Source organism: Sedimenticola thiotaurini, assembly GCF_001007875.1.
GTDB lineage: Bacteria > Pseudomonadota > Gammaproteobacteria > Chromatiales > Chromatiaceae > Sedimenticola > Sedimenticola thiotaurini.
The window spans coordinates 3,451,963-3,467,230 of sequence record NZ_CP011412.1 but is presented as its reverse complement, the minus strand read 5'-3'; the positions used below and the strand labels follow the sequence as shown (position 1 = coordinate 3,467,230).

Sequence of the window (15,268 nt, the reverse complement as noted above, 5' to 3'; positions counted from 1 at the left end):
TATCACGCCACCTGCTTGTTTCGCAGTGACAAGACCCAATGCTCCATCGCCTGATTGGCCACCGGCATCGGCGCCTCCATGAAATTGATCACAAAGCCAGTCGGGGTCTCCGCCACACCAATCGAGCGCGGCCTGACAGCCAGCACATTGGCGTTTGGCAACGCAATACCGAAGCAGAAGATAATATTCTGTGCATCGAGAATGTCATCAGCGATGCTGTGTTCCTCAAGCGCCTTGGTATGTGCATAGTGATCAAAAGTGGCGATATAACTGGCAATCTTGTGCTCATCGATCTGTTGCTTGAGATAGGCAATGATCTCATCAACGTTGTTGAAGGTTGTCTCACTCTTTTCCAGTTCCAGATGAAATACCGGATACTTTTCCTGCAGAAGTGACTGTTTCATTTTCCTAACCAGTAGATGATTTATGGGGCGATACTTTACCCTTCCGGCACGCAGATGCTATGCCTGCTGATGGCCAAAGCGGTTTTGTAAAGCAAGAAAACAACAATTAGTGTCAATATGCTCAACAGCGCCCATCCCAGCAGGGCAAAACCGTTGATCAATGTCTGTTCATACATCAGAAACGAGGCGATAGTGATAGCCGCCAATGGGAATGAGTAAGCCCACCAGGAGAGAAAAAACTGTAACCGGGCAAAGCGTCGAACCTGGGTAAGCAGCAACAGGGTCAGAAACAGTCCGCTGTAATAGAGCAGGCGCGCTGCGGAGTCCAGTTCACCTGTAAGGGCTGTATAGGCGATAAAACCGACAGCCGGTGGTGCAATCAATATAAAAAAGGTCGGCATCAGTTTCGCCGGTAATGGATTGTGGAAAATCACCCGGTTGAAAATAATTGCCAGAAGCACTAACCAGAACAGCATACCGATACTGAAAAAGAACCAGGAGACTTCAATATAACCCAGGTGCACGCCATTAATCGGAATCAGCACATTGCCGACCACCGGGATAAACCATGCCGGATTGATATGTTGAATCTCATACTTTTCGTGATGAATCCAGCAACTCATCACGTAGAGCGTGAGCAGCAGATGCAACAGTGCACCCACGTACCAGAAGCCCGCTGACAGGCTCGGGTTAATATGTCTGAAAGCGATGGATAGCAGTATGAGACTTATGGATATTGCCGGAAAAAAGTTGAGTTTGACTGGGTGATTTAACTCATTTTTTACCGCTTGATTAAAACGTATCAGCTTGGCGAGAAAAAACGTTAACAGAATACCGAATACCAATAACGTAAACCAGGCCAGCGCGGCACTTAGGTTGACGGGTATATCAAGGGTTGATTGCGCCTTTCCCCAGGAGATAGTCAGCCCGGCAAGGCCCATTACCATGGCAAAAAAAGAGATCGGAAAATTTTCCAGTCTTGCAGGCTTATCCATTAAAGCTTCCCCATCCATCAACGCGGTGCGTTGTTAATCTGTTACTGCGTGAACAAATGCCCTGAACAGGCTAATTGTGTGATTGAAATAGTATGAAATACAGGGCAGGACAGCATTGAAATTTATCAATTCAAAACACGACATTAGTCAATTTATAAAACCATACTATGTAAGGTTTTATAAATTGAAAAAATGATCACCGGATAATTAATAGTTCACGTTAACCATTAACACAATAGCTTTTTACACGGGGGAATAGCGCGCTGGATGGTGGCGACAGAAAAATATCCACCACTGAAAATTGATAGAACAAGTTGCAGTAAAAAACTGTTTAAACGGTTTCGATCAGATCGCGGCGCAGTGAACGGGCCATGCCGGACAGCTGTGCCTCCGCATCGGCGCTACTCATAATTTCCGGCCACGCCAGATGTGCCAGATGAAAACTGCTCTCCCGGTTTTCAGCATCCAACAACCTGAAAATCGCGATGGATTGGTCATCCAGAAAACGGTGATTTATCAACGACAGGGAGAGGCCGGCAAACCAGGCCGACGCCTGGGCCATGAGAGAGAGTCGTGGATCGCCCTGAAACGGACCATGCATGGAGAAGTCTGTAATCAGTGCGTTCAATTGCTCCGCCAGGCTGAGCAGATCGCCGCCTGCGGCTGGTTCAACCCGCTGAATAATCTGTTGCAGACTGGTGCGCTGGATGACGGAGTAGAGTAACAACCGGGTATGGTCGTCATAGATATAGATGGAGGTTCCACCGATGGCTTCCGCTTCCAGCCGCGTCGGCGCCCAGCCGTTCTCCAACAGTTGCCGGTCGTAATCCCTTTTCGCTTTGTACTCGCAGAAATCTGCAACCCGTCCCATCACTACACCTCCGGTGATTGCCTCTCACCTAAAGGGTAGTTTATCAACACAACAAGAACAGGATTCCGGTGGCTTTCAGTCAGCCGCCCAGCAGTGATACCAAGGTCCGGCCATCTTCCGGGTTCAATGCATGACCACTGCTCACCACGGTCACCGACGAGCGACCTTGCAAAGCCTGAACCCGGTTCATGTCCTGACTGAACACCGGCACCAGCTCATCACCCATACCGACCGGACCGGGTCGTACAATGGAGTGGTAGGCAATGGAGGGATGGGGCTGATGGTTCAGCCAGAACAGCAGCGTGCCCGGTCGAGCCGGCACCAGATCCAGCAGCACCCCGCGGGATTCCCGCAACAGGCGGGTCTTGCCATCGGTAAAAAAGTTCTGCACCAGGCAGAAGGGATAGGGGATATCGGTACTCTCCAGCGCCTGTACGGCCCGACCGGTACCCAGATGGGGCGTGGCGATAGTGATCAGCGCCCGGGCATTGGGCACAGCGCCCCGGACCAGGACGATTCGGGCCACAATACCGCCGGCGGAGTGGGCCACCAGGGAGAGGGGCTCATCCGGGTGTAATCGGGCCACCTGTTGTAACATCGCCTGCAACAGGTCCGCCTGCAACATCATGGGCGCCTGGGAGGGCAACTCCACCTGGTAGAGGCTGTTGTTCCCCTCGTCACCCAACACCGGTGTCAACTCAACCCCGTAAGGATCCGCCCGCAGGATGCCGGCCCGCTTCCAGCCATTGGCTACCAGCGCCGCATTGACACCGCTGCTCTCCCAGGAGTTGGCACTGCCCAGGTAACCATGAATCAACACCGCCACATCGGCCTGTGCCTGGACACTGCCAAACAGCAACGCACAGGTGGTGATAATCAGTTTCAATCCTTGCATAGCCTTAAATCCCTTTGTGAAGACCCACTCAGGCCATTGACTGGTAATAGATATTCTGTGGATGTTTCGCCTCAGCGAAGAAATACCAACGTTCAGCGATCAGCCCCAGATACTGCAGGCCGAAGGCGGCGATCGGCAGTGAGGTCGATTCCAGCGAATAGGCGACAGCCATCAGTACGACCGGAATGGGAAACACCGTCAGCAGGAAGAACCAGCGGATCAGCCGCACCGCCTCGGGAGTACGACCATGGAAGAACTCCCGGGTGTTGAATGCACCGCCCATGAAACCCTGGCTCAACTGCTTCATGTTGGGATGACGCACGCCAATGGCGGTGGGCAGACCATACTTGTCACGCAGCGCCCGGTTGCGGATCAGTGACGCACCACGGGACACCGCACCCGCCAGGGTGAAGATCACCGCCCAGATACCGAACAGGAACACCAGGTCATTATTGACATAAGCGGAGAACGCCGCCGCAGACATAAAGCCTGACGCCAGGCCCAGCAGGGTGTAGTTGGACACCGTGAGCGCCGTGTGCCACTCCTTGAGGAATTTGAGACTGGCGTAGATCATGGCCGTACAGATAAACAGGGCAAAAGCGGTCACGCTGGCCAGCACGCCGACAATCAGGGTCAGGTCCACCGGCAGGGTATCCGCCACCATGAACAGCGGTTGGGTCCAACCGAAGTAGTGGGCCACCCCGTAGATGAATACCAGCAGCATGAACAGCGGCAGCACGATCACCTCCCGGGAGAGCCAGGAGGTGCGCCACATGGCAACGGCACGCCAGGCCCGTTCCGGCCGTCCCAGGTGGAATACAGAAGAGATCAGCCCCAGCGCCAGGAACAGCAGTGACAGGAGACTGCCGAGCGCGTAGAAGCCCAGGCTCTCCTGCACCGGAATCAGGTTGGCCAGACTGTATACCTGGCCGGTAAACAGAGCCAGAAACAGCCCCTGACCGATACCGATCAGGGTAGTGAGAAAAATTACCGAGAATGCCGGATGCATCGTTTTAAATCCTGAGTTCAAACATTGTTTGCAGAAGCGGTTTCAAATCGCGGCTGATTCCGCTCCTGCCAAATAATCACCAAAGCGTACGCGCACTGGACAGGTCGCCTGTGCCCAGTGCGCCTGATTACCAGGCCACATCGTCCAGGGTGTCGCCCTGCTCGATCGGCATCTCAACCTCCTCCTTGCGCAACGGATTGTCAGCCCGGATCAGCTCATCCTTGTGGATCTGCATCTGGCTGCGACGACGCGGCAGGTAGTGGTTGGCCGGTTGGGTGCCCCACTCCGGTTGCAGCTGATAACCACCCTGCTCCCGGATCGCCACCGAGGCTTCCGATTGCGGATCGTGGATATCACCGAAGATACGCGCCGAAGTGGGACAAGCCAGCACACAGGCCGGCTTACGTTCCGATTCCGGCAGCGACTCGTCGGTCACCCGATCCACACAGAGGGTGCACTTCTTCATCACCTTGTTCTGGGCGTCGATCTCCCGGGCACCGTAAGGGCAGGCCCAGGAGCAGTACTTGCAACCGATGCACTTGTCGTAATCCACCAGCACGATGCCGTTGTCCTCGCGCTTGTAGCTGGCCCCGGTGGGGCAGACCGGCACGCAGGGGGGATCCTCGCAATGCAGGCAGGATTTGGGAAAGTGCACCGTCTCGGTATCGGGATAGCAACCCACTTCGTAGGTCTGCACCCGGTTGAAGAAGACGCCACTCGGATCGGCTCCATAGGGGTTCTCGTCCGGCATCGGGCCGGCCCAGCCGGAGCTGTTCCACTCCTTGCAGCTGGTAACGCAGGCATGACAGCCGACGCACACGTTCAGATCAATCACCAGTGCCAGTTGTGTCATACCTTGCTCCCTCGCTTCTTACCCAGTTTGCCGGCAAAAAACGCCCGCCAGCGTCCCCGGTAGGACTTCTGCCCCGGCAGGATTTTCATCGCCTCGAACTGGGGTGATGTCTGTTCAGGTTCCTGGGGCCCCGCCTTGTAGATTTTCACCCGCACATCGAACCAGGCCGCCTGGCCGGTCACCGGGTCGGAGTTGGAGAGGTGCTCGCCCGACTCGCAGGGCGGCAGCTCTTCCGGTATCAGGTGATTGAGCAGGAAACCCTTCTGGGACTCGTTCGCCTTGGGCGACAGCCCCCAGGCCCCGGCCGCCTTGCCGATGGCGTTCCAGGTCCAGACCGTGCCCGGCTCCACCGCCTCCGAGTAACGGCACATGCAACGCACCTTGCCGGTGGGCGACTCGACCCAGATCCAGTCGCCGTCATCGATCCCCTTGGCATGGGCCAGGGCCGGATTGACGAACAGGTAGTTGTGGGTATGGATCTGCCGCAACCAGGAGTTCTGGGAGTCCCAGGAGTGGTACATCGCCATGGGCCGCTGGGTCAGGGCGTTGAGCGGATACTCGTGGGTATCCACCAGCCGGGACAGCAGCGGTTCGCTGAAGAACGGCAGCGGGTCGAAGTGCATCTCGATACGCTTGCGCAACCGTTCCGGCGGCTTACGACCTTCGCCCTTGCCCTGGGCGGCCAGGCGGAAGCGCTGCAGCACCTCGGAGTAGAGGTGGATGGTGATCGGTTCGGCATAGCGGATCATGCCGTGGTTGCGCGCCCAGTGCAGGTAACCCTTGTTCCAGTTACGCATGTACTGGTAGGACTTGGGCAGCTTGTAGTGGTAGTAGCAGTCGTTCTTCTGGTACATCTCCCACTGGCGCGGATTGGGTTCGCCCTTGAGGAACTTCTCGCCACCCTTGCCGCGCCAGCCAGCCAGGAAGCCGATACCGGAGCCCGGCGAGGTCTCGTAGTTGGTAATGAAATCGGGATAGTCGCGGTACTTTCGCTCGCCCTTCTCATTGATGAAGGCGGGCAGATGCAGCCGGCTGCCCAACTCCACCAGCACCTCCTGGAACGGCTTGCACTCGCCGGTCGGCGGCACCACCGGGATACGCACCGAGTCCACCGGCCCCTCAAACTCAGAGATCGGTCGGTCCAGCATGGACAGCGCATCATAACGCTCCAGGTAGGTGGTATCCGGCAGCACCAGGTCGGCAAACGCCACCGTCTCCGACTGGAAGGCGTCGCAGACGATCAGGAACGGGATCTTGTACTCGCCCGACTCGTCCTTGTCGGTGAGCATGTGGCGTACCTGCTCGGTGTTCATGGAGGAGTTCCAGGCCATGTTGGCCATGAACAGCAGCATGGTGTCGATGGGATAGGGATCACCCCGCCAGGCGTTGGTGATGGCGTTATGCATCAGGCCATGCACCGACAGCGGATACTCCCAGGAGAACGCCTTATCCAGGCGTACCGCCTCACCCTTTTCGTCGACAAACAGATCCTCCGGCCGAGCTGGCCAGCCCAGGGGCATACCATCCAGCGGAGTGTTGGGTTTCACCCCGTCGGGTGAGTTGGGTGGCTTGGGACAGGGGGGAATGGGCCGGGGGAACGGCGCCTTGTGGCGGAAACCACCGGGCCGGTCGATGGTGCCCAGCAAAGTCATCAGAATACTCAGGGCACGAATCGTCTGGAAACCGTTGGAGTGGGCGGCGATACCGCGCATGGCGTGGAAGGCCACCGGGTTGCCGGTGATGGTCTCATGTTCGTTCTCCCAACTGTCGGTCCACTGGATCGGCAGTTCGATCTTCTGATCCCGAGCGGTGACCCCCATCTCGTGGGCCAGGCGGCGGATGGTGTCCGCCGGAATACCGGTGATCCCCTCGGCCCACTCCGGGGTGTACTCATCCAGGCGATCCTTCAGCAGCTGAAAGGCCGGTTTTACCCGGGTGCCGTCCTCCAGGCGAAACTCACCCAGCAGCCGGGGATCGCTGCCCGGGGTGTGGGTGGAGATCTCCCGGTCCAGGTCCCGGTCCCACCAGAGCTTGTTCTCCGGATCGAAACAGCCCTCCTCCACATGCATCTCGAAGCGGCTGAACAGGCCGTGGTCATCCCGCCGGGGATCGTCCACCACCAGCTCCGCAGCATTGGAGTACTGGGTCAGGAACTCCCGGTCGAACAACCCCTGCTTGATCAGCTCGTGATTGATCGCCAGGATCAGCGCACCATCGGTACCCGGCTTGATCGGCACCCACTCGTCGGCAATGGCCGAGTAGCCGGAGCGGATCGGGTTGATGGAGATGAAGCGACCACCACGACGCTTGAACTTGGAGATGTGGATCTTCAGCGGATTGGAGTCGTGATCCTCGGCGGTGCCGATCATCACAAACAGCTTGGCCCGATCCAGGTCCGGCCCGCCAAACTCCCAGAACGAACCGCCGATGGTATAGATCATGCCGGCCGCCATGTTGACCGAGCAGAAACCGCCATGGGCGGCGTAGTTGGGCGTACCGAACTGCTTGGCGAACAGGCCGGTGAGGGCCTGCATCTGGTCGCGGCCGGTAAACAGGGCAAACTGCTTGGGGTCTTCCGCCCGGATCCGCGCCAGCCGCTCGGTGATCATCTCGAACGCCTGCTCCCAGGAGATCTCCTCGAATTCCGAAGTGCCCCGCTCCGCCCCCTGCCTGCGCAGCAGTGGTTTGGTGATGCGCGCCGGCGAATACTGCTTCATGATCCCGGAAGAACCCTTGGCGCAGATCACCCCCTGGTTATGGGGATGGTTGGGGTTGCCCTCAATGTGGCGGATCTCGCCGTCCCGCAGGGTCACCCGGATACCGCAACGGCAGGCACACATGTAGCAGGTGGTGTTTTTAACCTCCACGCGCCCCAGGTCGTTGTCGGATTGGGTGGTTGGATCTTGCATGGGCACTGTCCCGAATCTGTAAATGAGAAAAATTATTAATTAAACTTATTCTAATATTCCCGCAATCGGCACCGCAACTGCAGCAAAGTTTATGGAGACATGGAGTGAGTGAATGACCCTCTGGGGTTTACCCGACCTCCAGAAAGGGATTTCCACAGGGTGATATCGGCCACCACCCAACTCCAGCTAAAGCATCAAAGCAACGGCGACACCATACCGCCCCGCCCGCTACCGCCCGGTTTCAAAAGGCTATCGAAGGGAATCCCGGTCTGAACCCCTACTTCCGGCGGGGCTGGTTGGTGAGTTTCAAATATAGCCATATCCAGGAGAATAGCGGAAATTGCTTCCGGTAACGGGTTAATGCTGCCTGCCTTCAGTGGAACCAGTTATTCGCAAAAAGGCGGTTCCAATTCCGACAACTTCTCTATTAATAGTTAGTAACGGATCTGCCGTAGGGCCAAAGCGGACTGCCGGGATCTATGCCTGAGCGACCCCAATCGACATGAAGCTGCCGTGCGCTATGTGCGTGACATGCCTCTGTGTCCGCCGGACACTATTCGACCTTAGCACCAACCCTGTAATTGGGTAGAAAACAGCCCAATACGGGATCTAGCAGTCACTAAGGAATATAGGTAGTATGGGGATACTCAGAACAATAAGACGCATTTTTCAAATGATGCGCGAGCAACATTTCTCAAGAAATGCGCGAGACGCATAATCAGCTGTTGAACTAAACCGCTTCGCGGTAGCCTCTTAAAACCTCGCTTTTTTCTCTTATTCACCACACTTTCCAAAGACCACTTCCGGTCTTGCTACAGGAGAGTGATGATGACTTCCTTACGTCAACAGATGATCGAGGCCATGCAGCAGCATGGCTTCTCTCCGCGCACCCATGAGTGCTACCTGCGTGCCGTTACCGACCTGGCGCGTTTCAGTCACCGTTCACCCGACCAGCTCACCACGGATGATCTGCAAGCCTACTTCGCCCACCTGGTCCGGGAACGCCAGCTGGCCAACGCCAGTTGCCGGCTTTATCTTAACGGCATCCGCTTTTTCTACTTGAAGGTGTTGGGCTGGAAGGCTTTCGATGTGCCGATTGTTCTACCCAAGCGACCGCAACAGATCCCGGAGCTGCTGACCCGCAAGGAGGTGGCGGCGATCATCCACGCCTGTCACAACGAGAAGCACCGGATGATGCTGCTGACCTGTTACGGTTGCGGACTGCGGGTCAATGAGCTGGTCTCGCTCAAGGTACGTCACATCGATGGGGAGCGTCGTCTGTTGCGGGTGGAACAGGGCAAGGGCCGCAAGGACAGGATGGTCACTCTGTCCGACCAACTGCTGGAGCGGTTACGCCGGTACTGGCGAATATATCGCCCCAGCGACTGGCTGTTCCCCAGCAGCGAGCACTTCCCCGGTCGACACCTGGATGCCAGATCCATCCAGCGGGTGTACCGGCGCTGCAAGGCACAGGCCGGCATCCGCAAGCGCGGCGGCATTCACGCCCTGCGCCACGCTTACGCCACCCACCTGCTGGAGGCGGGACTGGCCGTCAACCAACTGCAACACCTGATGGGCCACCGGGATATCCACAGCACCCTGGGATATCTGCACTGGTTGCCACGCTACAACAGTCGCGAGCGGGTGCAGTGCGACCTGATCGCCCACCTGGGAGGCCGGGCGTGAGTCTGGGGTTGCAGCAGGTGCTGGCGGCGCACCTGCCGCACTACTGTGCACGGCATCGCCTGGATAGCCGTCGTCTCCGGGTCTGCGACCATATCCGGCAGTGCCGGACCGAAGCCCTGGGCGGCTACCGGCTGGCCTGTGACCGCTGCGCTCATGATCAGACCCACTACTACAGCTGCCGCGATCGGCACTGCCCCCAGTGCCAGCAACGGGCCAGCCGGCAATGGGCCGAAGCCCAGCAGCAGGCAGTGTTACCGGTTGCCTACCACCACCTGGTATTTACCCTGCCCGACACCCTCAATGGTTGGGCGCAGCTGCACCCGGATGTCCTGTATCGGGCCCTGTTTGCATCGGTTTGGGCGACACTGAAGCGCTTTGGTGAGGACCCTAGAAGGTTGGGCGGGCAACTGGGGATGACGGCGGTGCTGGCCGTTCCTGCGCATCCTGCGCCCACGGCATTAGTGCATCCTTGCACGTCACACACCTGGGGTCAGACCCTGACCCAACATGTGCACCTACACTGCCTGGTGCCGGGTGGTGTGCTCACGGACCAGGGCCAATGGAAGGCAGCAAAGAGTCACTACCTGTTCCCGGTCAGGGCGCTGTCGCGCTACTTCCGGGGCCACCTGGTCCATCGTCTACGCCGCCTGTTCGAGAGCGGCGAACTGTACCGGGTGACCGCAGCCGATGCAGACGCCCGATTGGATGAGTTGATGCACAAAGAGTGGGTGGTGTTCAGCCGGCCCTGTGAACAGGCTACCCGGTCGGTGGTGAACTACCTGGCCCGCTACAGCCACCGCACTGCCATAAGCAATCGGCGGATCCTGGCCATGGATGAAGAGACGGTGAGCTTCCGTTACAAGGACTATGGGGATGATGAAAAGCCCAAAGTGATGCAGCTGGATCACGCAGAGTTTATCCGCCGCTTCCTGCTGCACGTGCTGCCCAAGGGCCTGATGCGTATCCGCCACTACGGCTACCTGGCCAACTGCTGTCGGGCCAGGCGACTGCCCCAGATCCGGACGGCCATCACCCGGGCCGAGGCAACCGAGGCCGAGCCGGACAAGGCGATAAACCGATCCACCCCGGAGGTGGCCGCCTGGCCCTGCCCGGTATGCCAGGGCGGGCGTTTGCGCGTAGTAATGGAGTTGCCACCGCGACGCCCTGGCGGCGAGTGACGCTGGCCCCGTTGCACGGGGGAAGATGTAGGCAATCAACAGGCCCGAGGGGTCTGACGGGCAGGTAGTGGCCAGGGGCTGGAAAATGAGGCATTATGAAGAAAAATCGTTAGAAAGACGGGCGGCTAGCCTTCAGGAAGCGGGGCCGGAATGCACAACACCGAAGACCTTCCTGCGCTGTCACCCCAAATAGCAAACCGCCGGGCAGCCGGAAAAAAACAATTTCTTATTAATAGAGTTGGGCAACCCTATCGAGGGCGGCTCAGTTCAACAGGCATTTATGCCACATGAAAGTCACGCGGCATAAATGCTTAAAGGTTATAAATCATCAAGGAAGTTATGAGTGTTTAGCAAAATACTAAAAAAAGATAAACCTAGAGTGTTTCTAGGCACACTTGCAGTAGCACCAAGATCGGATATAAAAAGGCACATAGACCAATGGGGTATGTTTAAAAATGAAGACCTAGACAGTAACCTTCGCCACAGTCTAAAAGAAATTTTTTCATTACCGTCCGCAAAAAACATTGAAGACCCAAAAAACACTGATTTAGTTCTTGATGTTGTAGTACCAAAGTTTCAGTCTGGAGACGCATGGGATTTAACTTTAGGAGATATTGGTCTCCCTTTAATGTGGAGACCAAAAATAACCATTAGCTCTCGCCTTTATTTTTTAAGTACTGCAAAAACAAAAGCTACTTTCTCTGTTACAGAGAAAATGAAAGTTAGTCAGTATATTGGTCGCCTATTTACCTGGCGTGCATTTTTGCGTTTCCGTCCGGTGTTCGATGCAGAAGATATGGAGTATCTTTTATACAAAGCTTGTCATAAATTATTGCTAAAAATGCAGAAAGCAAAATGATTTATAACAAGGCAATCAAGACCGTTCGCTTTCGCTCACTTGGACGAACAAAAGCTCCGCTTTTGTCCGCCCCTTATTTAATTCGTTAGCTGGTAAACACATGACCATTGAGCAAGAAAATGTCATAGACATCATCGCAAATAACGAAGAAAAAGGTTACGTTTCTTTGGTTATCTCGGATCACCTGGAGTGGGATGAGAAAAATGAGAAACTACTGATTTTGCAAAACAAAATTAATGCATACATTACATTCGCTGAATCCGGTCAAATCTATGAGGAGTATCCCTCAGCCAAAGGCCTAAATGTTAATATTCAGCTTACATGTATGCATCCCCCCAATGAGGAGGGAACAAAGTTTCTAGGTCTAGTTCAACCAGTAATTGAAGAGGCTGGGTTTAATTTCAATTGGGAAGTCAGCGGGTGAGTCCACAGCTAACAAGGCCAGCAATAGCGACAAATTTTCCAGCCTTCGGCTTCCAAATTTGCGCATTCTGCCAGCGTTAGCATCAAAAATCATAAGGGATGACGGTGAAATTATTTGAAAAACTCATCTATCTTGATCGAGATTTCATATCAGCAATGTATGAGACAGAAATGGGATATTCGCCGGAAACAAAAATAACTAAAACTGAAGGGTTAAATGCTTCTGCACGGATACCATTAATTTCGGCTGGCGCTAGTTCAGTTGAAAGTAAGTCCTACGCAATTTCAACAATTGGAATGCTTGAAAAACTTGAAAATAAAATTTCCGCTTACCCAGAATTTCTCGGGGCAGAATATCAATTTGGTAGTTCATCAGTCATTTGTTGGGCAAAAGGCATTTTGTCAATAAACAAAGTGGAAGTTAAGCGCAGCAAAAGTACAATTACGATAGTTGGGAAACCAAAGGAAAATCCAGAAGACTATAGGGATAAATTGATTGCTGAGGAATATTACTTTTCACTACAGTCCAATGAAAGTAAATTTGCTTTGCTTCCAACCCCAGATTATTTTTCATCTGGTGTATCCGCATTCCAAGACTTGGCAAATACGGTAGTGGGGCCTATAGAACTGCCGGTAAAGGCTTTGGTAAGAGTGTATTCAGCGCAGACCAACTTTAAAGAATGGCTATCGGTCCCAATGGTCATATTAGAACCATAGATGCTAACAAGGCAAATTAACTCGGGTGCAAAAAGCTGCGCTCCGCTTTTTGCGTCCGGTTATTTGCGGCGTTAGGGTAAAGAAGGAAACGAATCTTCAATGAGCGATCAAAGTATAAAGCCAGAAAAAATAACTAAACCTATTCAATTGCTAGGTGCTTGGCTTGCTGGATTATTTTCTATTGATAGTTGCTTTTTATTTGCGGTTGCTAATTTGAACCAAGGATCATTAGAGTCTTACGCTTTAACTATTGCGGCAATTGTCAATGTACCTATTTTTTTAATCGCTGTTTTTCTTTTACAAACAAAGTTTCGTCCTGAGCTACAAGAAGATTCATACTACTCAACATATTTAAATCAAAAAACAAATGAAAAAGTTGTAGTTTCAAAAACCGATGCACATATAGCAGAACTGTCATCAATTATCGCGGGCCTGAAAGCGAAAATTGAAAAGACAGATGATCAAGGTTTACAAGAAAACAATGTAATCAAACATCTTAACATCGGTATAAATTCAGCATTACCAGACCTAGAGGAGGTCAAACTAAAGTTAAAAGAGGCTGGGGCTACAAGTTACTCATTGTTTGGGAACGGCGATATGCCCACTAATCGAGTACTGGCGATGTCTCCAAGGTTAAGCGACAAGGCGCAGCATGAGTTAATAGGATTTGCTCAGCAGATAGGATTTACACACTTTAGCTACTACGAACCAGGTGGTGACGAGGACATTGAAGAAGATGCGCTACTCGGAGGATATGGAGATCCCGGCCGTGCGATTTTGTAAAACAAACCCTAACAAAAAGTTCAACAACGCTCGTTCCTCGCTCGGACAGCCTACGCTATGAACTAGCACCACTTTAATGGACAGTCGTGGACTGATCTGTTGAAGAGGTACGAGATGGGACAAACAAAGAAGCGGAATTACGATAGATACACACTAGAGTTCAAGCAACAGGCCGTTAAGTTGGCTAATCACCCTAAAGTTATAGCCAAGGATATTGCTGAGTCGCTTGGAATCCACCCGGTCATGCTTTACCGTTGGCGAATGGAGTACAAAAACGGCGAACTCCGGGAAAATAAGCACATGAAATCAAAGCAGGTATCACCCAAGAGGCTAGTAAAAAGAACAGACCCTTTGGTTGAAAAAGAGGCAGAGCTGGCAAAAGCAAATAAGCGGATCAAAGAATTAGAGCAAGCCCTGGAAAGTTGTACAGAGGAGCTTGATCTGTTAAAAAAAGCGAAACGGTTCTTCGAGAAGACAAAGCGGTAATATTTGCTTTTATCGAGAAGAACCGTGACAAACACAAACTGGATCGCCTGTGTGAACTCTATGGTGTTTCAAGAAGTGGTTTTTATGCATGGAAAGCACGGCCTATGAGTAACCACAGAGCACATGATCTCAAGCTGATGGAAGCGATCAAGACGCTACATCAAGGTTTTCGTCGCAGCTATGGGGCAGCTAGATTACATCAGGAATTGATTCAAAAAGGTCTGCCTTGCAGCCGCAGACGGGTTAATCGTTTGATGAAAGAGATGGGTGTAAAGGCTTCTACCACAGGACTTTATGCGTGGCGACCCGGCCAACATGAATTCTACTCGTCTACCGGCAATCAATTGAAGCAGATGGAGAAGCCAGTACAGCCAGGCACACAATGGGCGGGTGACTTTACCTATATTAAGACCAAAACGGGTTGGCTCTACCATGCAGTAGTTCTTGACCTATTCAGTAGAAAGGTTGTGGGTTGGTCATTTAGTCGAAAACGGAATGCAGAGCTGACAAAAAGCGCCCTCAAAATGGCACTAACCCGGTCGAATCCTCAGGAGGGTTGTCTATTCCATTCTGATCAGGGAATTGAATATGCGGCACATGAATACCGAGATGTGGTGGAGGCCGCTGGCATGACCAGGAGCATGAGTCGAAAGGGCAACCCATTGGATAATGCCTTTGTCGAATCATTCTTTCACACCATGAAGGCAGAACTCATTCATCGCAGGCTATTTGAAAATGACATCAGTGCGGTGGCGCATCTGGTGGAGTATATCGAGTTTTATAACCGAGAGCGTTTACATTCAGGGATAGGCTACCAATCACCAGAGAATTATGAAAAGCTATTCCAATAAAAGTGTCCACAAAAGTGGTGCTAGTTCACTGCGCTACAAACCAGCCGCAAATGCTGGCGTTAGGCGCCCCGAGTTCGTAATACGCCCAAATGCGAAGCACAAATGTACTACAATAAATTGATGGAAGGTTTTTGGTAAACAGGGTATCTATAGGGGGTTGTATGGAAGTTGAACATCTTGAAAAAAAGTTAAAGGATAAGGATCTTGAGGAGCAACGAGAAATAATCCTAGCTTTTTGTGATAAGAATATATCCAAAGAGGAAATTGAGGCAATTGATGTTGCCTCGAAGTCATTACTCAATGAACAGAATAAATTTCAAGTAAATATATATACAAAGGAATAGAAATA

At 53.2% G+C, this 15,268-nt stretch carries 16 protein-coding genes; 9 read left to right on the top strand and 7 right to left on the bottom strand.

Annotated features, from left to right (window positions below; translation table 11 throughout):
• Positions 1 to 2: 2 nt before the first annotated feature.
• From AAY24_RS15965 to soeA, 7 genes are all read right to left on the bottom strand, one after another.
• Positions 3 to 404 carry a DUF6858 family protein gene (locus AAY24_RS15965; protein ID WP_046860527.1) on the bottom strand — a complete coding sequence of 134 codons (402 nt, stop codon included), beginning with the start codon at positions 402 to 404 and terminating at the stop codon, positions 3 to 5.
• 35 nt (positions 405 to 439) lie between these two features.
• The gene (locus AAY24_RS15960) at positions 440 to 1,399 is read right to left on the bottom strand and encodes an SLAC1 anion channel family protein (RefSeq protein WP_046860526.1); all 960 of its coding nucleotides are present in this window, start codon (positions 1,397 to 1,399) and stop codon (positions 440 to 442) included.
• A 331-nt stretch (positions 1,400 to 1,730) separates the two neighbouring features.
• Positions 1,731 to 2,270 carry a hypothetical protein gene (locus AAY24_RS15955; RefSeq protein ID WP_046860525.1) on the bottom strand — a complete coding sequence of 180 codons (540 nt, stop codon included), beginning with the start codon at positions 2,268 to 2,270 and terminating at the stop codon, positions 1,731 to 1,733.
• 79 nt (positions 2,271 to 2,349) lie between these two features.
• Positions 2,350 to 3,165: an esterase/lipase family protein gene (locus tag AAY24_RS15950; RefSeq protein ID WP_046860524.1), complete on the bottom strand. Its 816-nt coding sequence runs from the start codon at positions 3,163 to 3,165 to the stop codon at positions 2,350 to 2,352.
• A 28-nt stretch (positions 3,166 to 3,193) separates the two neighbouring features.
• Complete coding sequence (locus AAY24_RS15945) at positions 3,194 to 4,174, bottom strand: dimethyl sulfoxide reductase anchor subunit family protein (RefSeq protein WP_046860523.1); 981 nt, start codon at positions 4,172 to 4,174, stop codon at positions 3,194 to 3,196.
• A gap of 127 nt (positions 4,175 to 4,301) precedes the next feature.
• On the bottom strand, positions 4,302 to 5,027 hold the full coding sequence (locus AAY24_RS15940; protein WP_046860522.1) for a 4Fe-4S dicluster domain-containing protein: 726 nt from the start codon (positions 5,025 to 5,027) through the stop codon (positions 4,302 to 4,304).
• Entirely contained in the window at positions 5,024 to 7,936 is a 2,913-nt protein-coding gene (soeA, locus tag AAY24_RS15935; RefSeq protein ID WP_046860521.1) for a sulfite dehydrogenase subunit SoeA, read from the bottom strand. The genes AAY24_RS15940 and soeA overlap by 4 nt, the downstream gene beginning before the upstream one ends.
• 825 nt (positions 7,937 to 8,761) lie before the next feature.
• On the opposite strand from soeA, the gene AAY24_RS15930 reads away from it, so the two are divergent.
• From AAY24_RS15930 to AAY24_RS15900, 9 genes are all read left to right on the top strand, one after another.
• Positions 8,762 to 9,622, top strand: coding sequence for a tyrosine-type recombinase/integrase (locus AAY24_RS15930; RefSeq protein ID WP_335337169.1), 861 nt, complete (start codon positions 8,762 to 8,764; stop codon positions 9,620 to 9,622).
• A 2-nt stretch (positions 9,623 to 9,624) separates the two neighbouring features.
• Positions 9,625 to 10,800 carry an IS91 family transposase gene (locus AAY24_RS15925; RefSeq protein ID WP_046861254.1) on the top strand — a complete coding sequence of 392 codons (1,176 nt, stop codon included), beginning with the start codon at positions 9,625 to 9,627 and terminating at the stop codon, positions 10,798 to 10,800.
• A gap of 343 nt (positions 10,801 to 11,143) precedes the next feature.
• Positions 11,144 to 11,659, top strand: coding sequence for a hypothetical protein (locus AAY24_RS19295; protein WP_199930407.1), 516 nt, complete (start codon positions 11,144 to 11,146; stop codon positions 11,657 to 11,659).
• 100 nt (positions 11,660 to 11,759) lie between these two features.
• Positions 11,760 to 12,083, top strand: coding sequence for a DUF6572 domain-containing protein (locus AAY24_RS15920; RefSeq protein WP_046860520.1), 324 nt, complete (start codon positions 11,760 to 11,762; stop codon positions 12,081 to 12,083).
• Positions 12,084 to 12,187: 104 nt separating this feature from the next.
• The gene (locus AAY24_RS19290; RefSeq protein WP_199930406.1) at positions 12,188 to 12,799 is read left to right on the top strand and encodes a hypothetical protein; all 612 of its coding nucleotides are present in this window, start codon (positions 12,188 to 12,190) and stop codon (positions 12,797 to 12,799) included.
• A 99-nt stretch (positions 12,800 to 12,898) separates the two neighbouring features.
• Positions 12,899 to 13,582, top strand: coding sequence for a hypothetical protein (locus tag AAY24_RS18640; protein ID WP_052761279.1), 684 nt, complete (start codon positions 12,899 to 12,901; stop codon positions 13,580 to 13,582).
• A 114-nt stretch (positions 13,583 to 13,696) separates the two neighbouring features.
• Entirely contained in the window at positions 13,697 to 14,068 is a 372-nt protein-coding gene (locus AAY24_RS15910; RefSeq protein ID WP_046859812.1) for a transposase, read from the top strand.
• The gene (locus AAY24_RS15905) at positions 14,068 to 14,919 is read left to right on the top strand and encodes an IS3 family transposase (protein WP_199930577.1); all 852 of its coding nucleotides are present in this window, start codon (positions 14,068 to 14,070) and stop codon (positions 14,917 to 14,919) included. Before AAY24_RS15910 ends, AAY24_RS15905 begins: the two co-directional genes overlap by 1 nt.
• Positions 14,920 to 15,080: 161 nt before the next feature.
• Positions 15,081 to 15,263, top strand: a complete 183-nt coding sequence (locus AAY24_RS15900) for a hypothetical protein (RefSeq protein WP_046860519.1) — start codon at positions 15,081 to 15,083, stop codon at positions 15,261 to 15,263.
• Positions 15,264 to 15,268: the final 5 nt, after the last annotated feature.